The organism is Shewanella sp. SW1, from assembly GCF_025653545.1.
Lineage (GTDB): Bacteria > Pseudomonadota > Gammaproteobacteria > Enterobacterales > Shewanellaceae > Shewanella > Shewanella oncorhynchi.
The window spans coordinates 226,382-250,019 of the sequence record NZ_JAKKSG010000004.1 but is presented as its reverse complement, the minus strand read 5'-3'; the positions used below and the strand labels follow the sequence as shown (position 1 = coordinate 250,019).

The following is a 23,638-nucleotide window of genomic DNA, read 5'->3' as shown; positions in this document are numbered from 1 at the left end:
CCGAACTCAGAAGTGAAACGCAAACGCGCCGATGGTAGTGTGGGGTCTCCCCATGTGAGAGTAGGTCATCGCCAAGCGCCTAATTTAGGTTAACGTGTAGACGTTAAGCTAAAGGAGCGGTAGTTCAGTTGGTTAGAATACCGGCCTGTCACGCCGGGGGTCGCGGGTTCGAGTCCCGTCCGCTCCGCCAACATTAAGAGATAAGCCTCATCGAAAGATGAGGCTTTTTTCGTTATGGCGTCGCGGATATTTCGTGTCAGTGACGCACATGCTTCTGGCTCGAAGCATGTGGTTATCGTCATACTCGGCTATCATGTAGACGAAATCCTTACCAGAATATGAATTTTTTGTTTTAAAGCTAAACCTATTCTATTAATTAGCAAAGTTTATCCATTCCCGAAAGCACAACTGAGTCATCTTCTGTGGCTCCTCAAGACATTAATGCTATCGAGCATTACATAACAATATCGCCATACCTATTGAAACAACGATTTGCCAATGTGTGCTGCCTCGGCCATGACTACATCTGCTCTATCGGATTCAATTTGATTCAAACGGTTGCTGTCTGATGGCACTAGGACGTGTTCCTGTAGTCGCCCAAAGCCATGCTACTTCATTTTCAAAACGATTGAGGGAAAGGATAGATAAGCGCACAGATGCAGCAAGGTGCGCTTAGGAAGGGGGGCTACTGGTTGTGCTCAGAATGTTTGCGATGGAGAACTTCAAGTAGTTCATCTTCGAGTTCGAAGCGTGTTTCCATATTATGGGCGAGCTCAGATAGGTCTTTATCGAGTTGATATAATACGAAATCGTCTTGTGTTTCCGCATATTTATCGTTGAAATCTAATGCTGCATTCGTGGTTGGCGTGATTTTGGGCAATACTTGTTGCGCGAGCGTTTTGCTTGATTCGCCATATTCACTGCAGGCATTAACGACTTTATCATAGACCTCGAAATGTCCTTCGGAGACATAGTCAACTAATAAGTCACAGAAAGATTTAACATGTTCGAACGAGGGAAGTGATTTTTCTGATTTACTGTAAGGAGGAAGCCCAGCAATTTGGCAGTAATGCACTAACAGTTTTCGACGGTTTTTTAGCCATTGATCAATAAGCTTATTTGAACCGCCCCACTTCTGTTCTGCTTTTTCGAGTTCTCTCAGCATGATGCATTCCATTTAAGTGCCAGCACATAACTCTAATGTAGGGACAAGTTGCTAATCGATCAACTCTTTTCATGCGAATTTGCGAGAATGACGAAATGGACAAACCAGCTGTTTCGTATCGAAAAATGCAAATAAAAAGCCCAACGATAGAAACCTATCGTTGGGCGAGTAAAGTTTATAGCAGGCTCGATGCGACGAGCTTCTTGATTGTTCTTGCTAGCGCAGACTTTTTATACCAAAGGCGGGGAACCGGCGCAACTTTTTTCTGTCTGAGTGTGACTTCGTTACGAATAAATGAGCAGTATGTTAGCTGGCTAACATTTTCCGGTTTATGCGGTCAAATCGACGCCAATGATGGGGAATAGCTCACATAAATTTGCACATAAAGGTTACATTATTCGCGTAAATGCTAAACTACCGACCCAGCGGATCTCAATAAGACTAGGAACCAAGCCCAATGGCAGAATTAAAGAATGATCGTTATTTACGCGCCCTACTAAAAGAGCCTGTCGATGTGACCCCTGTGTGGATGATGCGTCAAGCTGGCCGTTATCTTCCTGAATATAAAGCCACTCGCGCTCAAGCGGGTGATTTCATGTCTTTGTGTAAAAATCATGAGCTTGCCTGTGAAGTCACGCTGCAACCTTTACGTCGTTATGATCTCGATGCGGCGATTTTGTTTTCCGATATTCTAACAGTGCCCGATGCTATGGGTTTAGGTTTGTATTTTGAGGCGGGTGAAGGCCCACGTTTCGAACGCCCAACAGACACTATCGATGCGATCAAAAAGCTCTCAATTCCAGATCCAGAAGATGAGCTGGGTTATGTGATGAAAGCCGTTAGCACTATTCGCCGTGAACTGAATGGCGCAGTGCCGTTAATTGGCTTTTCTGGCTCACCTTGGACCTTAGCGACTTATATGGTTGAAGGTGGTTCGAGCAAAACCTTCGAAAAAATTAAGAAGATGGCTTACGCAGAGCCAATGGCATTACACATGCTGTTAGATAAATTAGCCGATTCAGTGATCTTATACCTGAATGCTCAAGTTGCTAACGGTGCGCAATCTTTAATGATTTTTGACTCATGGGGCGGTGCGTTATCGCATTCTGCTTACCGTGAGTTCTCTTTGCGTTATATGCAGAAGATTATTGATGGTCTGACACGCTTTGCCGATGGCCGTAAAGTGCCAGTGACGCTGTTCACTAAAGGCGGTGGTTTGTGGCTAGAAGCGATGGCAGAAACTGGCTGTGATGCACTAGGTTTGGATTGGACGGTAGACATTGCCGATGCCCGTCGTCGTGTAGGCCATAAGGTTGCATTGCAAGGCAACATGGACCCATCTATGTTGTATGCGCCAATTCCACGTATCGAAGAGGAAGTTGGTCATATTTTAGCGGGTTATGGTGAAGGTACTGGCCATGTATTTAACCTAGGCCATGGTATTCATCAGCATGTCGATCCAGAACATGCTGGCGCCTTTATCAAGGCGGTTCATGCACAATCAAAGCAATACCATAAGTAATTTTTGGTTTGCGAAACAGGCCCGCTTGCGGGCCTGTTTTATATCCGACATTTGAATTTGATAGCGTTGGAGCTTCTGGCGAAGGTATCTTTATGGATTAGCGTATGCGGTGGTTTCTATCGTCTGCGAGCTTAATGAGTCTTACTTTTAAACAACGACTTGAATTCCCTATATTCACATACTGATTATGTGTGAATTATCTTGATAAAAAAGTAAAATTTATAATCGTTTAATTTATAATCGTTTAATTTATAATCGTTTAATTTATAAATTTTAATTTAAATCAAAGGTATAAAATTGATTTAATTGCATGAAAATGTCTACTTTAGCAACGACTAAAGCGAAGTGATGTTTAATACTATTCGCAAATGAGATATGTTGCATGGCGCAGTGAAGGATTATGCAAGGCCGTTAATCAATTTAGTCATAACAAGCCGTGGTAAGAGATGCACATTGGCAAGAAAATAATGGTATTTATTGCGGGCTTTTGTCTCCCTGCGGTGGTAATTGTCTCCTATTGTCTTGGTTATTGGTACGACCATCGCGTCGAGCTATTACGTCAAGATAGTGCTAACCGTGAGCTTGCCAATATCCAGCAGCAGTTTCAAATTGATGTCGATCGCTTAACCTTTCTCACTAATATCTATGCCTTACCTTTGTCTCAATTAGATGAAGACCAACTTAAAAAGCTTGAATCCTCGTGGCGCGATAGCTCAATGTCAGCCAATCTGAGTTGGTATATTCTACGACAGGGTGAATTGCACCCTTTTTTCCCCAATGAACGTCCCTTTGAGAATGATAAGTTACGAGAAATCGCCAGTGCTATTGTCAGTGCCGATAAGCCCAGTGTTGCTGGCGCTTATTTGATGGGCAAGTATGCTTATGTTGTTACTTCCGTGGCTTCTGCGCCCCATGAATCTGTGCTGCTTGTGCGCCAACTGACTGATAAAGACTTACTGGAATATGCTCAGGCCTTATTGGTGACTAAGGTGAGCATGAGCCATTCTCGCGACGTTACGCCAACAGTTGATGGTGTGCACAGTGACGCGATAACCATTCCAAGCCTGTTAAAAGATAAGCCTGTCTACCTGCAAGTACTGTTTTCCGATGGTCCCTTTAGAGAGGTTAAATTTCAACTCGATTGGGTGTCGCTCGGATTTATTCTCTTTGGTGTGTTTATTGTTGGCCTTGGTTATATTTGGCTGCGTTCGGGCTTACTCAAACCCTTTAAAAATCTGATGCATCAATTGGCGCTGGTCGATCCTATGTCCAGTGTATATCAACCCGTTACAAGCGAGGGTAATGAAGAATTAGAAGTGCTCGCCAGCCGTGTTAATAGCTTGCTGGCAAGAATTTATCAGCAAAAAGAACGCGCGAAAATCACCTTAGAATCCATTGCTGAAGCGGTGATTTTGACCGATGTCGATGCCAACGTGATTTATATGAATCCACGGGCCGAGTTGCTTCTCGATGTTGCTAGTTGCTATGCCATAGGTCAAAGCCTTGCGAGTCTGTTAAAGGCTGGGGAGCAGTTGAATCAGGCGGTTTTTACCTGCATTCGTCTCGAAGAATCAGCACCGCAGGTCGAGAAAATCAAGCTATTAACTGCTTCGCCTCGGATTATGGAGCGCAGTATCAGCAATCTGCGCAATCACGATAAAGAAATTGTTGGTACTGTCGTGGTATTGCGGGATATCACTCAAGAAGAGTTGCTTAAACACCAGCTACAAAAAAGGGCAAATTTCGATAGCATTACAGGGCTGCTAAACCGTCAGGCATTTGATGAGCAGTTACCCCAATTTGCCGCCTCTACTAAAACCATCGCCGTTTGTTATCTCGATTTGGAGCAATTCAAGTTAATTAACGACAGTTGTGGCCATACTGCAGGCGATCGTATGCTTGCTATGGTGGCTAAGGCCATGCAAGCTTGTCTTGGGCCACAGGAGTTATTGGCGCGCCTTGGTGGCGATGAGTTTGGTTTAGTGATTTGTAATCGTAGTGCCTTATCTGTGGCGCAATTACTGAAGCAAATGATCGCGCAAGTCTCCATGCAAGTGTTGAACGATAAAAACTGTAATTATAAAGTTGGCCTCAGCATAGGTGTCGCTTTTGGTCGTGCGCCCTATATTGATGCTCAAGAGTTATTAAAAGACGCGGACATTGCCTGCATTGCCGCTAAAGCTAAGGGGGCTAATCAAATTCATTTTTACGATGATAAAGATAAAGAGCTCACCTACCAAAGAAATGCGCCTAAATGGGCGGTACGTATTGCGCAAGCGATTGAAGAAAATGAGTTGATTCTGTATTACCAACCGATCCGCGGACTAGGCAGTGGTCCGCAGCGACAACGAATGGAAATCCTGCTACGAATTCAAGAGCCCTGTGGCCGCATTTTGGCGCCTGCGCAGTTTATAGCCGCCGCTGAACGTTTTAAGTTGATGCCAGATATCGATAAAGAAGTCATCCGCAAAGCTTTTTTATGGTTGTCTTTGAACCCCGTGCTTTGGCCTGATCATTGTATTTCGATCAACCTTTCGGGCAATAGTTTAGGCGCCGAAGGTATGGTGGAATATATCGCCCAGCAGCAACACATTTTTGATATTCCAAGCCAATGTATTTGTTTTGAAATTACTGAAACCACCGCGATTCAAAATCGCAATCGTGGTATGGAAATGTTGAAGCAGTTACGTAAACTCGGTTTTTCATTTGCACTGGATGATTTTGGCAGTGGTTTTGCCTCTTATGGTTATCTGCGTGAGCTGCCGGTGGATTATGTCAAAATCGACGGCTGTTTTATTAAGAACCTCGCCGTGAATGCTAAAGACTACGCCATCGTTAAATCGATTCAGGATGTTTGTCGGGTTATGGGAATCGAGACTGTTGCTGAATTTGTTGAGAATCAGGATATTATTGACAGGTTGTTGAGCATCGGCATTAACTATGCGCAAGGTTATGCGATAGGGCGCCCGCAACCCTTAGCTAATTATCGTGAGCAATACGAGATGAGGCTTGCACAACGCGCGTGAAGGATTGCGCTTTTAGCGTGATTATGCCAATTTAGCAAAAGGCGTAATTAACATGGCGATAACAAAGGAATGACTATGGATGGACTCACAGGCAAGGTCGTGATCATCACGGGTGCCTCAGAAGGTATTGGTCGGGCGCTCGCAGTGGCAATGGCGCGAATGGGCTGCCAACTGGTGCTCAGTGCGCGTAATGAAACACGTCTCGCCTCACTCGCTTTAGAAATCGCTAATTATGGTCCGCCTCCTTTTGTATTTGCCGCCGATGTCTCCAGCCCAGAACAGTGTGAAGCCTTAGTTGAAGCTGCAGTTGCGCATTATGGCCATCTCGATATTTTGATTAACAATGCAGGCATGACTATGTGGTCACGTTTTGATGAACTGACTCAGCTCTCGGTGCTTGAAGACATAATGCGGGTGAATTATCTTGGTCCTGCGTATTTAACCCATGCCGCGTTACCGCACTTGAAAGCCAGTAAAGGCCAAGTGGTGGTTGTGGCGTCAGTCGCTGGATTAACGGGCGTTCCTACTCGCAGCGGTTATGCCGCTTCTAAACATGCTGTGATTGGTTTTTTCGATTCACTGCGGATTGAGCTCGCGGACGATAATGTGGCAGTGACGGTAATTTGCCCTGATTTTGTGGTGTCACAAATTCACAAACGTGCCCTCGATGGTGCAGGTCATCCTTTAGGTAAATCTCCGATGCAGGAAGCTAAGATACTGACGGCTGAGCAATGCGCTAATATGATGTTGCCAGTGATTGCAACTCGAGGCCGTCAACTGATTACTTCACTTCGCGGTCGTTTGGGGCGTTGGCTTAAGCTGATCGCGCCAGGCTTAATCGACAAAATTGCCCGCAGGGCGATCGCCTCCGGGCACTAATTTTTTTGCCACTACAAGCTATTTGCCACTCTTATTGAGATGCTTAATGATGGATTGTTCAGCTTCACTTTGGGTCGCTTTGTCCCCATCGATATCGATAGTCACAGTCGCGTTATGGCCCGTCATATCCTCTGCAATATGAAACCAATCTGGATGCCAGTAAAAGCTGGCTCCTTCTAGGGTTTGCCAGTTATGTACGCCTGATTTTTCACCTTGATAAATAAGATCTTTTATCGAATAACCCATATATTTACCCCATTAATTTCATGATTGTTAAAAATATAAGAAGCTAGATGGTGCACGTCATCTGAACCTAGGTATGTGCTTTACATCACATTTTAAGGTAAACATAAACCTCGCCAGAGCGAGGTTTATGATCTTAGCGAGATTAAGGTTTAGCACACTTATGGTTTGGTGCACTGGGTTGGCGAACCCACGCCTTTCCACTGTGTAGTGCCATCAGTGAGTGACAAGGGCACAAAGGTCAAACCTTGGCTCATATTGGCGGGTGGCAAGTCGGTTTCTAACTCATACATGCCCATGGGGATAGCCCCTGATGTGGCATTGGCGGCAGTTTGCGAGGCCGCAAGGCTTGAGTAGTGTAGGCCTAACATATCGAAATGGCTGCGCCAATCTTTGCCTGTGAGTTTACTCAAAGACACCAGCATAAAGTCGTTGCCCGGAATATCTTTCACCGTTTTGCCACCGTAGACACTATTGCCTTCAAACGAAAATTGGCCAAAGCCCAGTTTGCTACGATTCGCTTCCCAATCACTGGCGTTATTCGCATATTTACCGAAAATACGACTGTGTTGATACAGCAAGGTAAAGAGATTAAAGCCATTGTTCAGAGTGGTGCCGTCACTGAGCGTCATGCCGTGAGCCTTAAGCGCCATTTGGATGTAAAACGCCATGCGATAACCGTTATGCACTGCATAAGCATTGCTGGCCCAAGGCGCAGTGTATCTGTCTTCACCAGCATCGAGCACCTTACAATTGGCGCCAAACACTAGGCGTTTACCACTGGTGTCTGTTGTACCTGCGGCATCGGACATAAACACATAAAAGAGATCCTTGTGGTTCATGTGACCATCGGTCACTGTGCCTGTATTGCCGTCGCGCAGATAATGGGTTTTCCACTTCACCACATAGGGGAAGATATTGTTGGAGTTTTCCCCTGCGCGGCTGCCATAACCTGCCCAGTTATCATGATCACTTGCCGCAGCATATTGCACATTGAGACGGTTAGTTTGCAGATTGTGGCCTAACTCATGGTTATCACCCCAACCCGTTGGGTCGATATTCCATGCTGCGTCCCAAGGGTTACCGCTACAACCTCCACCGCACTGGGCATTTTGGTCATAATTCGCGTGTTGAATGATAGTGCGGGTATGCAGACTATTATCGATACAGTCGTCGCCAAACAGTCCTTTGCAGGCTGCTAGTACATCGGCAGGTAAGGATTCACTTAAGCTCTTGCCTTGGATCTTAAGCCCCGCAAGGGTGTAAACGCTGTTGATATGGTCATCGACAATACTTTTGAGTAGCGCGTTTACATCGGGTACATCCCCGCCGATGGCGTTTAAAAAGCGGTCGCGACGCAGATGCTGCTCGGCACCATCGGTACGTAAGTCCACATGGGGTAATTCGGTATTTTGGATGCGATCGTTAAAGGCTGCTATTTCTGCAGGGTTTGAAAAATCCATAATGGTCGGATGTTTAGCCACATGCTCAGCGTTGACTTCGATACTTAACGCGCCGCCATCAGTACTCGAAGTATCACCACTGATATACAGATAAATCGGCCCGCCGTAGGGGGAAGAAAATTCAAGACTTTGTCCTTGAGCTAAGCGCAGGCGTTGCTGCGCCAACTCCAATGGACCGCGGTAGATTTTCTGCTCATAGGCACGGTTAGTATTACGTCTGTGGTAGTTGAGTTTGATCTCCACATTTGCAGCGTTGCTATCGAGACGAGTCAGTTTAATGGTTTGTCCTGGCAGCGCATACCAGCCCGTGGTCGTCCATTGGCCTGCATAGGGCACGCTAATGGTTTTACGTTCAGTGACAGTCGCAGGATAAGCGTAGTGTGCATTGCTGCCCTTGCTGAGGTTAGCTCTGTCGGTAACATATTCACCTAAATCTGGCTGGGCTAAGTTATGGCTACGGGCATAGCTGACGGTCCAATCGGCAAATAGGGCCTGCTGCCACTGGGCGTATTCGCTGTAGGCTATGGGGTAGTCAATCTCGCTGCGATACTTATCGGCGAGCAGCAGTCCGGCCTTCATCAAGGGGAAGTCTGCTTTGGTAAACACATCGATAGCATGGTTATCTAAGGTTTCAGCATTGGCTCGATACCAATCGGCACCCGCTTTGAATGAGTCAACAAAGGCGGCAGTATTACAGCTCAAGTAATTACCGCCGCAGTCGTTGAGTACTGAGGTGTCGAAGCGGCCTTCGTTAAGCTTGCCGAGCAAATTATTCACCTTGGCCAGGGCGGTGTCTTCGACCAAAATATCGGTCACACTGAGGTTATTGGCATTGAGTTTTGACCAGTAATTGCCAGAGGTAGAAAGCCCCATCTCAAGATAAAGTGGTGACAGTATTGGGCTTTCATTACGCCAGTAGTTAGAGAGCAACAAGGGAATTCCTGCCGCTTTGGCCTTAGCGATCGCGGCTTTTATACCTGCAAAACCGAGTGACTGGCGGTCTATGTCACTAATGATAATCAGATCCGGTTTCAGTGTGTTGATACAGTTGCTTAACTCGCTGTAGTCACAGGTATTTGCTGTATTAATGCTATGGGCTGCGGGGTAGTTGTTTGTGAGCCAAGTGCGGATCCCTTCATTATGGGGAAAGTACCAACTGTCAGCCTTGCTCGGCATTTGGGCGGTCACTATGCTGAGGCCGTCGGTTTTATCGGCACCTTTGGTCAGCCAGCCTAAAAGGTTTTTCAGTAAAACATCGGTTTGAGCTAAAGTGTTGACGGAAAACAGATTCCCCGCCATGGCCGCATAGCGTTGATTCTGTTGCTCGCCCGCCATCACTAACCCACGGACGGCGCTTGCCCCACTGCCATCGACATTTGATGGCAAGACAGTAAAAGTGTTCTCCGGCATAAAGCTCGAAAAGGTAATTGAGTCATGGGTTGGATGCCAAGAGATGCTGCTACCGACACCTTGATATAGCTGATTTATCTGGGCTTTACGTTTGATGTCGATATTAGCGAGTTCGGCGATGCTGAAATCAATTAACTCACTCGCACTGGCAAGCCTGTGGTCTTGGTGCTTAATGGCATTTTCGGTATTACTGATAAATGTCGGCGTGATAGTGCAATCGGCCGTCATGGCCGCAGTGGTGTAAGTCAGCACATTGAGCGTGCCACCACAGCCAGTAATGTCCTCAAGCGTAAAGCCGATATCGGCAGTAATGCTAAAAATAGCGCTTTTGCCAGACTCCACTTTTTGGCTGCTTGGACTCAGTGCTCCACCTATTACCGATAGGCTGCTGGCGGTGTATTGTAGCAGCGCGGGAGGTTGGACTGGCGGCTGAGTGGGTGGTGTTGTCGGGCCAGCATCTTCTGAGCCGCCACCGCATCCGCTAAGCAGTATGGCAATGGAGGCATAAAGTAGTCTAATCCTCATGGGGAGTCCTTGATCTTGGTGTATTTAACATTTGGTTGACATTGTATCTTGTTGCTCCTGTTTTCAATAGAATTAATTACATAATTTTATTGAAAATCATGATGTTATATTTGACGCGTGTCAAAAAACAGGCACAAAAAAACCGGCTTATTGCCGGTTTTTTAATAGAGATATTAATTAATCTTGCTGTTCACGTGCGATTGCGCGATAACCAATATCGGTACGGAAATACACATCATCCCAGTGGATTTCATCAACCAATTTATAGGCGGCTTTTTGCGCTTCGGTGACTGTGTTACCCAGTGCCGTCGCACACAATACGCGACCGCCGTTGGTAACGACGTGGCCGTTTTTCATCTCAGTGCCCGCATGGAACACTTTACCGTCGTTATCGCCAAGGCTGAGACCGTCGATCACATCAAATTTACGATACTCATCTGGGTAACCGCCAGCGGCTAATACCACGCCCACGGCTGCGCGCTCGTCGTATTCGGCGGTCACTTTATCGAGTTCGCTACGGGTGGCGGCTAAACAAAGTTCCACTAAGTCAGACTTTAACCGCATCATGATTGGCTGAGTTTCTGGATCGCCGAAGCGGCAGTTGTACTCGAGCACTTTGGCGCTGCCATCGGGCGATATCATCAAACCCGCATACAAAAAGCCAGTGTAGACATTGCCTTCTGCCGCCATACCATCAACCGTTGGGCGAATGACGTTCGCCACAGTCCAATCGTGTACCGCTTGGGTTACCACAGGTGCTGGCGAGTAAGCGCCCATGCCACCCGTGTTTGGACCATAGTCGCCGTTATCACGGGCTTTATGGTCTTGGCTGGTCGCCATTGGTAGAATATTCTTGCCATCGACCATCACGATAAAGCTGGCTTCTTCGCCCTTGAGAAACTCTTCAATCACTACGCGCGAACCCGCTTCGCCAAACTTGTTACCGGCGAGCATGTCATCAATTGCGGCATCGGCTTCGGCTTGGTTTTGGGCGATGATCACGCCTTTTCCCGCGGCTAAACCGTCAGCTTTGATGACCACTGGATAACCCGTTGTGGCCGTTAATTCACGCACGAAAGCTTTGGCATCGCTGATTTCAGTGCAGTTTTTATAACCCGCCGTAGGAATATTGTGGCGGGCTAAAAAGTCTTTAGTGAAGGCTTTTGAACCTTCGAGTTGGGCTGCGGCCTTAGTTGGGCCAAAAATCGCTAAACCTGCGGCGTTGAAGGCATCGACGACACCGATAACGAGTGGTGCTTCTGGGCCGACTATGGTCAGTTCAATCTTATTGGTTTTCGCAAAATCGAGCAGAGCAGGGATGTCGGTGGCGCTGATCGCCAGATTTTCAACATTAGGTTCTAGGGCTGTGCCCGCATTGCCGGGTGCTACGTAAACGGTATCAACTTGAGCCGATTGAGCGGCTTTCCAAGCTAGGGCATGTTCGCGGCCGCCGCCACCAATGATTAACACTTTCATGGTTAAAACTCCCACACATCGCAAAGGAAAAGGCCCTAATCGCGAGGGCCAAGTTTGATTTAAGTTGTTATCAATGACGGAAGTGGCGCATGCCTGTCATCACCATGGCCATGCCATGCTCGTCTGCTGCTGCGATGATTTCAGCATCGCGCATTGAGCCACCCGGTTGGATGATGCAGCTAATGCCCGCAGCCGCTGCGGCATCGATACCGTCACGGAAGGGGAAGAAAGCATCGGATGCCATTACAGAGTTCACTACTTCTAAGCCTTCATCGGCGGCCTTGATGCCAGCGATTTTCGCGCTGTAAACGCGGCTCATTTGGCCAGCGCCGACACCGATAGTCATGCCGTCTTTGGCATAAACGATGGCGTTAGATTTAACGAATTTCGCCACTTTCCAGCAGAACATTAAGTCTTTCAGTTCGCTTGCCGTAGGTTGACGTTTAGAAACCACTTTGATGTCTTCTAAACCGACCATACCTTGATCGCGATCTTGCACCAGTAAGCCGCCGTTAACACGTTTGTAGTCTAAGGTTTGGGTCTTAGTATTCCACTGACCACATTCTAATAAACGCACGTTGGTCTTTTTCGCAACCACATCGCGCGCTGCTTGGCTGACGCTTGGGGCGATAATCACTTCAACGAATTGACGCTCAACGATCGCACTCGCCGTCGCAGCATCTAATTCGCCGTTGAAGGCGATAATGCCACCGAAGGCTGAGGTTGGGTCAGTTTGATAAGCGCGGTTATAGGCATCGAGTAAATCTTTGCCTAAGGCCACACCACAGGGGTTAGCGTGTTTAACGATAACGCAGGCGGGTTCCAAGAATTCTTTTACGCACTCAAGGGCGGCGTCGGTATCGGCAATGTTGTTGTAAGACAAGGCTTTGCCTTGCAACTGAATCGCGGTAGCCACAGAAGCTTCATCAATTTTAGTGTCAACATAGAAAGCCGCTGCTTGATGGCTGTTTTCGCCATAGCGTAAGTCTTGTTTCTTCACTAATTGGGTGTTGAACGTGCGTGGGAACTTAGAATCAGCAAAGCATTCGTCCTTGCTGTGTGCAGGAACCATAGTACCGAAGTAGTTGGCGATCATGCCATCGTAACCCGCAGTGTGCTCAAAGGCCGCAATCGCTAAGTCGAAACGCGTCGCATGGGTCGTGCTGCCATTGTTAGCCGTCATTTCTGCAAGTACGCGATCGTAATCGGCCGCATTAACGACTATGGTAACGTCTTTGTGGTTTTTTGCCGCCGCGCGCACCATAGTTGGGCCGCCAATATCGATATTTTCGATAGCGTCTTCTAAGGTACAACCAGCTTTAGCCACAGTTTCAGCGAAGGGATAAAGGTTAACCGCAACTAGATCGATGGCATTGATATTGTTATCGGCCATCACGCTTTCATCAAGACCGCGGCGCGCCAAAATGCCGCCGTGCACTTTAGGGTGCAGCGTCTTAACGCGACCGTCCATGATCTCAGGGTGTCCTGTGTAATCAGATACTTCGATAACAGGCACGCCGTTATCCGCTAACAAGCGAGCGGTGCCGCCAGTTGATAACAATTCTACACCTTGGGCGTGAAGTGCTTTGGCGAACTCGAGAATTCCGGTTTTATCTGAAACGCTTAACAGCGCGCGACGAATGGGTCTGGCATTATTTGCAGCAGTCATTTGGGTACAGGGTCCAGTTATTTTAGTTTCAAGGATCTTTCGGAAAACAGAACAGCCTTAACGCTGTACTGCTTTCCAAAAGTCCCTTGGTCCTATTTTTACTTTATTAGTTAACTTTTTATCCCTTCGTCACAGCGCGCGTATTCTAGCGTAAAACTCGATTTACGGGTGTTTTTTCTGCGTGATTTCACAATATTCATATCAGAACAAAGCGGCATTGCCGTGTTGGCTTTCAGTAAAGTTAAAATTACCTCTTGACCTTGGAGTAGGCTCCAAGGTTTATACTGGCATTATTGAGTTGTATGCTGGAAATGATCCCTGAGTTGTAGGCTATTTCGCAAAGGATGAAGACATGTATCGTATTGGTGAACTGGCGGATTTGTGTGAGGTGAAAGCCGACACCTTAAGATTCTACGAGAAGCACGGCCTACTCGCGCCGTCGAGCCGTACTGAGTCTGGCTATCGAGTATATACCGAGGCCGATGCTGCGCGATTACGCTTTATTTTACGGGCGAAAGCTGTGGGTTTTACCCTCAATGAAATCAGTGAATTGCTGTCAATTGAACTCGATAAATCTAACCGAGTCTGTGCCGATGTAAAAGGCATGGTTGATTGTAAATTGGCTCAAGTACAGGCCAAAATTGCTGAGCTGAATCATTTTCAAGCGAGTTTACAAAGCTTGTCTGATGCCTGTTGTGGTGGGCCACGTAGCGCCGAACATTGCTCTATTTTAGAGGCGTTGGAGTCCAGCACTGAGCGGGTACGCGTTGAGCATCACTCTCATAATGTAAATCAGTACCAAGCGCACCAGAATAATCACGGCAAAGCCATTTATGAAGAGTCAGGGAATTAATTATGTTACTGAAGAATTTTATTGATCTGTTTTTAGACTCGGCGCCTTGGTTATTACTGGGCCTGATTTTAGCTGGGCTATTAAAAGTATTCGTGCCAATGGCGTGGATGCAAAAGCAGCTCGGTGGTCACGGTTTTAAAACCGTAGTGAAAGCGGCGCTGCTTGGCGCACCTTTACCTTTGTGTTCTTGTGGCGTTATTCCTGCGGCGGTAGGATTGCGCCGTTCTGGTGCCTCTAAAGCAGCAACGACTTCCTTTTTAGTGTCGACGCCAGAAACGGGCGTCGATTCAATCGCCGTTTCCTACGTGTTACTTGGCCCCTTTATGGCGATCGTCAGACCGATTGCAGCGATTACCAGTGCGATAGTGGCGGGCTTACTCGTTGGTCGCGATGATGACGATGGCAAGTCAGTGGTTAAGGTAGATACTCAATCAGATAAGCCATTAGAGGGTGAGGCGTCTTGCTGCGCTTCAAAATCAGTGGCTCAGCCAGAGATGGTAAAAGCCGAAGCGGTTAAAAGCTGCTGCTCATCGACTACGCCTACGATAACGCCCGTAAAGTCTTCCTGCTGTGGTAATGACAATGTTGATGCACCTGCAGCCGAGCCAAAGCCGAAGATCAAAATGACGCCTATGGCGGCGCCGAGCTTAATGGCGGGTCCTTCAAGTGTTATGGCTGTTGGCGGTCAAGCTGTTGGCGGTCAAACCATGGGATCTGCTCAAACTATGGGTTCTGTGGTCAAGGTTAACGCTGCTAAAGCAGAAAGCGTGGGGTCATGTTGTGGCAGTCAAACCACAGAGCCTGAAAAAATAGTGGTGGTGAAAAAAGGCGCTTGCTGTGGTGGCAGTGCTAAGGATGCTGAGCAGGTTAGTGCTAACACTGCAGGCGATAGCTGCTGTGCCTCTACTCAAGATATGGCGACTGAATTTAAGTCGCAATCGGTACTCAGTCGTATCGGAATTGGCCTTAAATATGCGGCAACGGATTTAGTGCGTGATACTACGCTGTGGCTGCTGGTGGGCTTATTTTTCGCAGCTCTGGTACAAACCTATGTGCCGGCTGACTTTTTGGCTAAATGGGGGGATGGCATTTTAGCTATGTTAGTGATGGTGCTCGTTTCTGTGCCTATGTATATTTGTGCGACCGCATCGACACCGATTGCTGCTGGATTATTACTGGCGGGTGTGTCACCGGGTGCTGTACTCGTGTTTATGATGGCAGGTCCGGCAACCAATATCGCGACTTTAGGCATAGTGGCTAAAGAGCTAGGTAAACGTGCGCTGTGGGGCTATTTGGGTGGTGTGATTGGCGTGGCCTTAGTGGCCGGTATGTTGGTCAATTATCTGGTTAATACCTTTGGTTTTGTGGTGATGCCACAAATTGGTGAAGAGCACCAAATGTTACCTCAATGGTTAGTGGCAACCTCTGGCATATTGCTGGCGTTACTCATGGCAAAAGTGGTTTTTGAGAAGATCCCAAGAAGCTGGGTTCGCCGCAACGATTGTTGTTCTTAATCGGCTCATATTCCGCTAAGCAGTATCAAACACATAAACATCCCAGTGTTGTTGCTAACACTGGGATTTTTTATTGTCGGTTTATGTTTTTGCTCGATTTAAACCTAAGCTTAGTTGCCTTTTTTCACATCAATAAAGGGCAGGGTGCCTGTCGGCAGCATAGTCGTCGGTAGTTTGCCATCCCACTTTTCCGCTTTGGTTAATTCAACTAAGTTTTGATTTTGTGCCAGCGCTTCGGCGCGGCTCTTAATCGCAGAGGCTTCTGCATCACCTTTGATACGAATACTTTCGGCTTCAGCCTTGGCGCGGGCCAATTGCGAGTCGGCCTGTGCTTGCGCTTGGGTGACGGCGATTTGCGCGCTGACGCGTTCTTTTTCTAGATTCTGCAGTTGAGTTTGCACTTCGACTTCGGCGCGCATTCTGTCTTCGACGGATTTTTCATAGGCGTTGGAAAAGTCGATATTCTCAATCTGCACTGAGTTGATTTCTACCGGACCTTTGATTGAGTTAGTGATCGCGCTGGTCACATCAATACCGAATTTGATCCGCTCTTGCACCACAGAAATCGCCGTGTATTTACCGAAGATGTTTTCGACCTGAGTCGGCACTTGTCTGTCGAGCAAACGCGTGACCATGGCATCGATACTCTTGAAGTTAGCATACACTTCTTCGACGCGGTCTGGTGGGACGCTAAATGTCACCGATGCGTTAAGTGTCGCAGGTTGTTGATCGCGGCTATAGGCTTGCAGCGAGGTATAACTGGTGGTGTGTGTTTGGGTCGAAATCTTCACCACAGTGTCTATCAGTGGGATTTTAAAACCCAGCCCAGGTTCTGCGGTACCGATAACTTTACCGTTGCGCAGCAGTACGCCACGTTCACCTTGGTCAACTGTATACCAACTGCCAAATAAGGAAATAAAGAGGATTAACAGAATAACAATGGGGATAATTTTGCTGAGGCCAATTGAGCTCGGCAGATTGAATTCATTTTTAATCATTTAGCTTCCTTTGCTGATGTCATAGTAATGAGCTTGAGGGTGAATCGGATTGTTTATCTTGGGACAAGACTATTAACGCGAAATGTATCTTAATGGTTAACAACTGGCAATGACAAGGCAGAAGTGTTGCCTATTTGTGATTTGAATATCATAAACCATCCTTACAGTGTAAATCTTATTGCGAATTATTATCACCAAGGCTAGAGTCCCGAGATTAAAATTCTTCCATTGCTTTCATGTGCTTATCTTTTTACATGATGTACAGCAAGCATAGGCAAATGGACTTGAATGCTAACGCTTTGTAGTGAGAGGATAACATCCCGTGTTGCAACTTATATTCCTGTTGTCGACGCTTCTGGCCTGCTTGTTATTTTATTTAACGAATAAGCAGCAAAAACTATTTGCAAGCTCCCTTCCTAAGCGGCCTTGGCGGTTACTCGCTTACGGTGTTGCCTTTGTCAGTCTTATCGGTTGGCTTAGCCTCTTTACCCTTAGCGCCGCAATTTTTATTTGGTTAGCCCTGTTGATGTTATTGATGGGGTTAGTGCCTTTTATCTCACTTTTCGGTCGGAAATAACTCATGGCACGTTTAGCTGAACAGGATAAATTGCAACCCGACTGGTGGACTAAGTCACTGGCTGGATTGATTTTAGGATTTACTTTAGCACTTGGATTGGTGGGGTTATTTGCCTGGTTTGGCCCAGGCGGCATCGATGCCGATACTAAAGTGCAGTTCAACATGTGGCTGATTACGCCTATCTGGTTATTGGTCTTAAGTTTTAGCTTTATGTTTAAAACCGGACTCAGGGCAATTGGCTACTTGGGCTTGTTTAACGTTTTGACTTATATAGTGTTATATACCTTTAGGTGACAAGGATGAAAGTTCGCAGTGATGTGTTACGTGTGTATCAGTCTATCCATATTTGGACTGGTATCATCGCCGGAATCGTATTGTTTATCGGCTTTTATGCCGGCTCGCTCACTATGTTTAAGGGGGCGATTGACGCTTGGTCAATGCCGCCAGCCCTGACCTTGCCTCAAGTGCCCGCTGAGAAACTGGATGACTTAGTCGCGCAAGTGTTAGCGCAGGATGATAAGGCCAAAACCGGTTTTAGTTTGCACTTAAATGATGAGCATCAATCGCCGATGACTTGGTATCAGCAGGGCTCGGAACGTGAACTCAGCATGAGTCACCAGCTTTGGCATGCCAGCCTTGACGAGCAGGGGCAATTAGTCACCCAACTAAGTACACCAAGCGAGTTGGCTGAGTTGATTGACCAATTACATCGTACCGCGGGGATTGCCGGCGAAGTCGGTCACGATCAAGCGGGTGCCTATGTGTTGGGGATAGCCGCCGTTTTATACTTCTTGGCATTGGTTTCTGGGGTGATTTTTTTACTGCCAACGTTAACCAAAAGCTTTTTCGCCCTGCGTAAAGATAAAGGTGAGAGTCGTTTCTGGCTCGATGCCCATAATTTAGTGGGCATTACCAGCCTGCCATTTCATCTAGTGATATGTGTAACTGTGATTGTGTTTGCTTTCCATGACCAGCTTTACGATGGGCTTAAGCATATGGTTTATGGTGAAAAACCATTATTTGCTCAATCGGCACCGGACAAAACGCCCTATACACTAGCCGATTTGCCAAAGGTCACCACTGTGTTAGCCAAGGTGCAGCAAATCGCCCCCGATTATCAAGTGAATGAAATGACCTTTATGAACTTGAATAATCCCCGTGCGACTCTGCGCTTGGGGTTATATAACCCCAATGGTTTTATGCGTGGACCCGTTACCGATTTCTTATACCTGCATCCTTATAGTCTTAAGGTGACCAATAGCACGATTGATCAAGGCGACAAGGGGATTTGGGCCAGAACCGTTGCGGTATTCTTTGGATTACATTTTGGTAGTTATGGGGGCGATCTCGGGCGTTGGGTGTATTTTTTCCTAGGTTTGAGCGGTGCTTTTTTATTTTATAGTGGTAATTTGCTGTGGCTGGAAAAACGCTGTAAAAAGCAGGCGAGCGAGCAAACCCGTGCTTGCCGATTAATGGCGAGCGTCACGGTGGGGATTTGCTTAGGCTCGGTTGCCGCTTTAACGATAAGTATGTTGTTGGGTAAATGGTTATATGTGCATGTGAGCAATATTAACCACGTCTATTTGTGGCTGTATTATCTGGTGTTTGGCTTGCTGGTGGTTTACGCCTTTTGGCGTGGTGCTGCTAAGGCGGCGCTGCTGATTTTGCCTTTGTGCGGCTTGGCTACATTGGCGATGCCAATCACGTCTTTAGTTGCGTTAATCGTGCCAAGTTTAGGCTTATGGGCGCCTTATTCTGCGGCAACGTTAGGCGTCGATCTGGTGGCGTTAGCCTTTAGTGGAGTGTTCTTTTATGGTTACAGGCTAACTCGCCATCGGGTGCTTAATGGGCCGCAGGACAGTGTCTGGGCCATTCCCACCACAGTGCCAGTGGCAGAATTAACCCAGCAAACATCATAATAACAATGGGCGCCGATAACGGCGCCCATTGTTATTCACAGGGTGTAGAGACTTAACATTAACGGCTCAGGACTAAGCCTTCGCTGTGGGTAGGCGGGCTTTGCTTCGGGCCAGTAAGTGCGCACTTAGATAGCAAACCGTGACTAAAAAGCTTGCTGCTAAGTAGAGCGGTAAGCCATGTTCTACATCATCAAAACGACTGGCGGCAACCGGACCAATAACCGAACCCACAGAATAACTGAGCAACATAATCTGAGTGGCGGAGACGATTTGGCTGCTGGGTAAATGATCGCACGCCAGACTGATGGCGATGGGATAGAGAGCAAAGGCGCAGGCACCGAGTAACACAAAACCTAACCATAATCCCACAAGCGATGTTTGTATCAGTAACAACAGCGCCGCCGCACCCACTAAGCAAAAGGCGGTCATCAACACACTCTTTTCAACACGCGGGGATAAATAGCTCACTAAGGGTTGAACTATCATGCCGCCCATAATGATCAGCGCCATAAATTGCCCCGTCTGTTGTGCAAAACCCATGTCTTGCGACACATACACAGGCAATAAACCGTAGATGGGACCGAGTAATAATCCTGAGACTAAACAGCCAGCAATGGCAGGTTTACTTAAGGTTTTAAGGTCGAAAAGAGCAATAGCGTGTTGTTCACTGGACTGCGGTTGGCCGCGTTTAACTAACAGTGCGGGTAAGCTGGCCGCTGCCAACAAACCTATTACTACCAAGTAGGGTAAATTACCCGTGGTGCCTAAATAATCTACGGCAAGTTGCCCAATGGCAGTGCCACCGTAGAGGGCGGTCATATATAAGCCTAAACGTTTTGCCCGTTGTTTTTGGGTGTCGGCCATAAGTAACCAAGACTCGACCACCACAAAAATCCCTGCAACAGCCAAGCCTGCAATCAGGCGTGATACTAGCCAGATGCTACTCTGTGGCAGTAATACCATTACCACAACGCTACACAGTAAGATATTTAAGAACAAAATAAAGGCCTTACTGTGACCTATGCGGCTGACAATCGGTGCAATACAAGGTGCACCTAGTAATAAGCCAAGGTAGAAAATACTCGCTAGCCAAGGTGCAAGATCAAGGCTTAGATCAAAGTAAGTGAGCGAGAGTGGGATCAAACTCATCAAGTAGCCTGACGCTAAAGCAAATAGACTGAGTCCTGCCACAGGCACAAACAGCCCTGGCTTTTGATTGGGTTGAGCTAACAGCATATTTTCCACAAGCGGTACCAAACAGATAAAAAATAAACAGGCGGCGAGGTTGCGAGCGCGACTTTAGGCTGGATCGCTAACAGGGTAAAGTGAGTTAGATTGACTGTGGTGGTGAATAATATTTGTGTTTACTATTCATGTAGATATTGGGTTTTCTATGTTGCTTTGTTGCAATACGTTTGTGTTGTTCGCTTGCTGTTCACTGCGTCGCAGTTTTAGTGCACATTCAACGATATCTAGATTCGATTTAGCGCTACACATTCAATTTAGTGCCAAATTTGGGGAATAATACCTAATCCTACCAATGATCAGAAGGTATGATTAATTAGTTGATTATCACCTTGGTAGAAAGTGTGGCGTGATCTATATCTCAGTTTTAAACATTAATTAAATTACAACGTGGGCAAGGTTTTGTTCGATCTTTGTCCGTTTGAAATTTTAAAACAAAGGTGTCGATCAGAATTTGGTGATTATTGTCGCTAATCGGCTGTTTGTGCGTGCTAGCTCAGCAATAAATGTTGTTGCCAAGTGATAAAATTACAAAATAAACCGCTTTGCCAAGTGTGATCTATGCCCTAAATTTGCGTCAAAATAAAATGGTATTAAGGTTGTAACCATGTCTTTAACAGATTCAAGTACTGCTCCACCTAATAAAGCTCCTGTCAGTGAGGGGCTCGATAAGAAAAAAATGCTGATCCTAGTGGCTGATATTGTGCTGTTATTTGCACTTTATTACGGTTTACCTTTCGAACAAGGGGTGAATACTGGGCTGGCCATTTTGTTCTTTGCAGCGATTCTTTGGCTGACCGAAGCGATTCACATCAGTATCACTGCGATTCTCGTTCCTATACTCGCCGTATTCTTTGGGGTGTTTGAAACCAAGGAGGCAATGAGTAACTTTGCCAATCCCATCATTTACTTATTCTTTGGTGGTTTCGTATTGGCTGCGGCCTTGCATCATCAAAAGATTGATACCCTCATAGCGCAAAAGCTGCTGCTAGCCTCTAAGGGCAAACTCAGTATCGCCTGTTTGATGCTGTTTGGAGTAACTGCACTGCTATCTATGTGGATCAGCAATACCGCGACCACGGCGATGATGTTGCCATTGGCACTCGGGATTTTGCAGCAGCTCGACCGCGAAAAATACCACAGCACCTATGTATTCTTACTGCTCGGTATTGCCTATTCGGCCAACATAGGCGGTATCGGTACTTTAGTGGGTAGCCCACCGAATGCGATTGCTGCGGCTCAAGTGGGCTTAAGTTTTAGTGATTGGCTGAAGTTTGGTATTCCAACCGTTATCCTCATGCTACCTATGATGTTGATTGCCTTGTATTGGTATTTTAAGCCTGATCTTTCTGCCAAATTCGATGTGAATGTTGAAGCTCAGAAGCTGACATTTCAGGGGAAATTTACTCTGCTTATCTTCCTTACTACCGTATGTTGCTGGATTTTCAGTGTGCCGTTAGCCAAGGCATTAGGTGGCATCACTCAGTTTGATACCATAGTCGCCTTAGGTGCTGTCGTTTTACTCTCGGGTTTAGGCTTGGTCGGCTGGAAGAAAATTGAATCGACCACAGATTGGGGCGTACTCATATTGTTTGGTGGCGGTTTAACACTGAGCGCAGTACTAAAAACGACTGGCACCAGCGTATTTTTAGCTCACTGGATGACAGATATTTTCGGTAGCACTCACATGTCGTTGTTCGTCTTTGCTGTGATTGCTTTTGTGGTGATGTTGACTGAATTTGCCAGTAACACCGCCAGCGCTGCACTGTTAGTGCCTGTATTTGCTGCGATTGCTGAGGCATTAGGCATATCACCTGTAATGTTATCTGTACTGATTGGTATTGCAGCTTCTTGCGCTTTTATGCTGCCGGTGGCGACACCGCCCAATGCTATCGTTTATGGGTCTGGCCATATCAAGCAATCGGAAATGGTGCGAGTCGGTATGATCATCAACTTTATCAGTATGATTGTCTTGGGTATTATCGCTCATACCTTCTGGGATATTTAACACTGATATAGTTCATGGCAACTTTGTGTTTCAACGTTGCCACTAGAATAGTATTCGCCTTATGAAGAGCATATGGCGGATACTGATTTTGTTTTTAGCTGAGTCGTTCCGAGTTTTTGGGCTTAGTGTCAGGCTTAGTGTTTCGAAGTTTACTCTATGCTTATGTTTTGCACTTAATTTGAGGTTAAGTTGCGACTAAAAGTATTTGCGCTATAAATTGCTTGATGTTGATAACGTAGATAAAAGATTTCTTTTACGTTGATGATATCAATCTGTTCAATGTCATTTTTATATAATACGGGAGCGGTATCGCCTTTAGTGACAGTAACGGCTTGTAAAATAATAGGCTTATCTGTCATGGCAAAAAACACTTCTGCTTGCTGTAAATTCTCTGAAAGATAAACATAAGCTGTCTGCGGCTCGGCAGAATTATGATCACTGCGAGTAAAGGCTATCCCTTGCTCGAATGGGCGAATGCATTGCTGAGTTTCATCGTTCCAAGTCCCTCCCTTGTCGAGACAAGTATCAATTGTGAGATGTTGTTGTAAACCCCATCCTGTCACCACTAGCAAGAGTACTGCGCCCAGTAAGAACATTGCTTTTTTCAATTTTCGTTACCTTTACAAATTAGCTCGGCTGAGCGTTTGTATCTTAGCTCAATCCTCTTATTTATAGGCATTTAACCATTGGTTTAACGCAGAGGAGGGCAAAGCTCCGGCTTGCTGGGCGAGTATGTGGCCTTGTTTAAAAATCATTAAGGTTGGAATAGATCGAATATTAAATTGAGCCGCGAGGGCTTGCTGTTCTTCAGTATTGATTTTACCGAAGCGAAATTGAGGCTCCCATGTCTTAGCTGCTGCAGAAAATATGGGCGCAAAACTTTTACAGGGCCCACACCAGCTGGCCCAAAAGTCAACGACAAGGGGAAGCTCTGATTTATTAGCATGGTTGGCAAAGTTTGCGCTATTGAGTTCAATCGGCGCAGCCGTAAAGACACTGAGCTTACATTTACCGCAAGTGGGTTGTTGGTTTAAACGCTCATCGGGAACGCGGTTTAACGTATCGCAATGGGGGCAGGCAATAATCATGGCAAAGCTCCAAAATAAAACGTTTATACGACTTATATATTGGGCTAACCGACAGTAA

The 23,638-nt window shown here is 46.5% G+C and carries 18 protein-coding genes and 1 tRNA gene; 10 read left to right on the top strand and 9 right to left on the bottom strand.

Features of this window, described 5'->3' with window-relative positions; genetic code table 11:
- Positions 1 to 113 precede the first annotated feature (113 nt).
- Positions 114 to 190 (top strand) — tRNA-Asp (locus tag L5M71_RS05730).
- Between the two features lie 495 nt (positions 191 to 685).
- Here L5M71_RS05730 and rsd read toward each other — a convergent pair.
- Positions 686 to 1,165 carry a sigma D regulator gene (rsd, locus tag L5M71_RS05725; protein ID WP_113941703.1) on the bottom strand — a complete coding sequence of 160 codons (480 nt, stop codon included), beginning with the start codon at positions 1,163 to 1,165 and terminating at the stop codon, positions 686 to 688.
- 457 nt (positions 1,166 to 1,622) lie between these two features.
- Between rsd and hemE the strand changes: the two genes are divergently transcribed.
- The 3 genes from hemE to L5M71_RS05710 all read left to right on the top strand — a co-directional run bounded on the left by hemE (position 1,623) and on the right by L5M71_RS05710 (position 6,592).
- A complete protein-coding gene (gene hemE, locus L5M71_RS05720) occupies positions 1,623 to 2,687 on the top strand; it encodes a uroporphyrinogen decarboxylase (RefSeq protein ID WP_006079904.1) in 1,065 nt (354 codons plus the stop codon).
- 446 nt (positions 2,688 to 3,133) lie between these two features.
- Positions 3,134 to 5,713: a putative bifunctional diguanylate cyclase/phosphodiesterase gene (locus tag L5M71_RS05715; protein ID WP_263206573.1), complete on the top strand. Its 2,580-nt coding sequence runs from the start codon at positions 3,134 to 3,136 to the stop codon at positions 5,711 to 5,713.
- A 75-nt stretch (positions 5,714 to 5,788) separates the two neighbouring features.
- Complete coding sequence (locus L5M71_RS05710; RefSeq protein WP_263206572.1) at positions 5,789 to 6,592, top strand: SDR family oxidoreductase; 804 nt, start codon at positions 5,789 to 5,791, stop codon at positions 6,590 to 6,592.
- A gap of 18 nt (positions 6,593 to 6,610) precedes the next feature.
- On the opposite strand, the gene L5M71_RS05705 is transcribed toward L5M71_RS05710, so the two are convergent.
- From L5M71_RS05705 to purH, 4 genes are all read right to left on the bottom strand, one after another.
- Complete coding sequence (locus L5M71_RS05705; RefSeq protein ID WP_105250390.1) at positions 6,611 to 6,838, bottom strand: hypothetical protein; 228 nt, start codon at positions 6,836 to 6,838, stop codon at positions 6,611 to 6,613.
- Positions 6,839 to 6,996: 158 nt separating this feature from the next.
- Positions 6,997 to 10,233: an ImpA family metalloprotease gene (locus tag L5M71_RS05700; protein WP_263206571.1), complete on the bottom strand. Its 3,237-nt coding sequence runs from the start codon at positions 10,231 to 10,233 to the stop codon at positions 6,997 to 6,999.
- Positions 10,234 to 10,410: 177 nt separating this feature from the next.
- Positions 10,411 to 11,709, bottom strand: coding sequence for a phosphoribosylamine--glycine ligase (gene purD / locus L5M71_RS05695; protein WP_263206570.1), 1,299 nt, complete (start codon positions 11,707 to 11,709; stop codon positions 10,411 to 10,413).
- Between the two features lie 70 nt (positions 11,710 to 11,779).
- Entirely contained in the window at positions 11,780 to 13,378 is a 1,599-nt protein-coding gene (purH, locus tag L5M71_RS05690) for a bifunctional phosphoribosylaminoimidazolecarboxamide formyltransferase/IMP cyclohydrolase (RefSeq protein WP_263206569.1), read from the bottom strand.
- A gap of 352 nt (positions 13,379 to 13,730) precedes the next feature.
- Here purH and zntR point away from each other — a divergent pair, with 352 nt between their 5' ends.
- Positions 13,731 to 14,231, top strand: a complete 501-nt coding sequence (gene zntR / locus L5M71_RS05685; RefSeq protein ID WP_113939245.1) for a Zn(2+)-responsive transcriptional regulator — start codon at positions 13,731 to 13,733, stop codon at positions 14,229 to 14,231.
- Positions 14,232 to 14,233: 2 nt separating this feature from the next.
- Complete coding sequence (locus L5M71_RS05680; protein ID WP_263206568.1) at positions 14,234 to 15,745, top strand: permease; 1,512 nt, start codon at positions 14,234 to 14,236, stop codon at positions 15,743 to 15,745.
- Positions 15,746 to 15,855: 110 nt separating this feature from the next.
- On the opposite strand, the gene L5M71_RS05675 is transcribed toward L5M71_RS05680, so the two are convergent.
- On the bottom strand, positions 15,856 to 16,743 hold the full coding sequence (locus tag L5M71_RS05675) for a prohibitin family protein (RefSeq protein WP_063884205.1): 888 nt from the start codon (positions 16,741 to 16,743) through the stop codon (positions 15,856 to 15,858).
- A 322-nt stretch (positions 16,744 to 17,065) separates the two neighbouring features.
- On the opposite strand from L5M71_RS05675, the gene L5M71_RS05670 reads away from it, so the two are divergent.
- Genes L5M71_RS05670 through L5M71_RS05660 form a run of 3 tightly spaced genes read left to right on the top strand, consistent with a single transcriptional unit; the run spans position 17,066 to position 19,239 of the window.
- A complete protein-coding gene (locus L5M71_RS05670) occupies positions 17,066 to 17,320 on the top strand; it encodes a hypothetical protein (RefSeq protein WP_106648299.1) in 255 nt (84 codons plus the stop codon).
- Positions 17,321 to 17,323: 3 nt separating this feature from the next.
- Positions 17,324 to 17,614, top strand: a complete 291-nt coding sequence (locus L5M71_RS05665) for a hypothetical protein (RefSeq protein ID WP_220777111.1) — start codon at positions 17,324 to 17,326, stop codon at positions 17,612 to 17,614.
- 5 nt (positions 17,615 to 17,619) lie between these two features.
- Entirely contained in the window at positions 17,620 to 19,239 is a 1,620-nt protein-coding gene (locus L5M71_RS05660) for a PepSY-associated TM helix domain-containing protein (RefSeq protein WP_263206567.1), read from the top strand.
- 72 nt (positions 19,240 to 19,311) lie between these two features.
- Here the strand turns inward: L5M71_RS05660 and L5M71_RS05655 are convergent, their stop codons facing one another.
- Positions 19,312 to 20,484, bottom strand: a complete 1,173-nt coding sequence (locus L5M71_RS05655) for an MFS transporter (RefSeq protein ID WP_263206566.1) — start codon at positions 20,482 to 20,484, stop codon at positions 19,312 to 19,314.
- Between the two features lie 607 nt (positions 20,485 to 21,091).
- Between L5M71_RS05655 and L5M71_RS05650 the strand changes: the two genes are divergently transcribed.
- Positions 21,092 to 22,492: a DASS family sodium-coupled anion symporter gene (locus L5M71_RS05650; RefSeq protein ID WP_168827785.1), complete on the top strand. Its 1,401-nt coding sequence runs from the start codon at positions 21,092 to 21,094 to the stop codon at positions 22,490 to 22,492.
- Positions 22,493 to 22,665: 173 nt separating this feature from the next.
- Here L5M71_RS05650 and L5M71_RS05645 read toward each other — a convergent pair whose 3' ends face one another.
- The gene (locus L5M71_RS05645) at positions 22,666 to 23,100 is read right to left on the bottom strand and encodes a hypothetical protein (RefSeq protein WP_147250499.1); all 435 of its coding nucleotides are present in this window, start codon (positions 23,098 to 23,100) and stop codon (positions 22,666 to 22,668) included.
- Positions 23,101 to 23,157: 57 nt separating this feature from the next.
- Entirely contained in the window at positions 23,158 to 23,580 is a 423-nt protein-coding gene (gene trxC / locus L5M71_RS05640) for a thioredoxin TrxC (protein WP_113939239.1), read from the bottom strand.
- Positions 23,581 to 23,638 lie beyond the last annotated feature (58 nt).

Coding starts and splice junctions, on each gene's coding strand:
- L5M71_RS05710 (WP_263206572.1), top strand. CDS start 5,789: ATGGATGGACTCACAGGCAAGGTCGTGATCATCACGGGTGCCTCAGAA.
- purD (WP_263206570.1), bottom strand. CDS start 11,709: ATGAAAGTGTTAATCATTGGTGGCGGCGGCCGCGAACATGCCCTAGCT.
- L5M71_RS05665 (WP_220777111.1), top strand. CDS start 17,324: ATGGCACGTTTAGCTGAACAGGATAAATTGCAACCCGACTGGTGGACT.
- L5M71_RS05660 (WP_263206567.1), top strand. CDS start 17,620: ATGAAAGTTCGCAGTGATGTGTTACGTGTGTATCAGTCTATCCATATT.
- L5M71_RS05680 (WP_263206568.1), top strand. CDS start 14,234: ATGTTACTGAAGAATTTTATTGATCTGTTTTTAGACTCGGCGCCTTGG.
- L5M71_RS05675 (WP_063884205.1), bottom strand. CDS start 16,743: ATGATTAAAAATGAATTCAATCTGCCGAGCTCAATTGGCCTCAGCAAA.
- hemE (WP_006079904.1), top strand. CDS start 1,623: ATGGCAGAATTAAAGAATGATCGTTATTTACGCGCCCTACTAAAAGAG.
- trxC (WP_113939239.1), bottom strand. CDS start 23,580: ATGATTATTGCCTGCCCCCATTGCGATACGTTAAACCGCGTTCCCGAT.
- L5M71_RS05700 (WP_263206571.1), bottom strand. CDS start 10,233: ATGAGGATTAGACTACTTTATGCCTCCATTGCCATACTGCTTAGCGGA.
- L5M71_RS05715 (WP_263206573.1), top strand. CDS start 3,134: ATGCACATTGGCAAGAAAATAATGGTATTTATTGCGGGCTTTTGTCTC.
- rsd (WP_113941703.1), bottom strand. CDS start 1,165: ATGCTGAGAGAACTCGAAAAAGCAGAACAGAAGTGGGGCGGTTCAAAT.
- purH (WP_263206569.1), bottom strand. CDS start 13,378: ATGACTGCTGCAAATAATGCCAGACCCATTCGTCGCGCGCTGTTAAGC.
- zntR (WP_113939245.1), top strand. CDS start 13,731: ATGTATCGTATTGGTGAACTGGCGGATTTGTGTGAGGTGAAAGCCGAC.
- L5M71_RS05705 (WP_105250390.1), bottom strand. CDS start 6,838: ATGGGTTATTCGATAAAAGATCTTATTTATCAAGGTGAAAAATCAGGC.
- L5M71_RS05650 (WP_168827785.1), top strand. CDS start 21,092: ATGTCTTTAACAGATTCAAGTACTGCTCCACCTAATAAAGCTCCTGTC.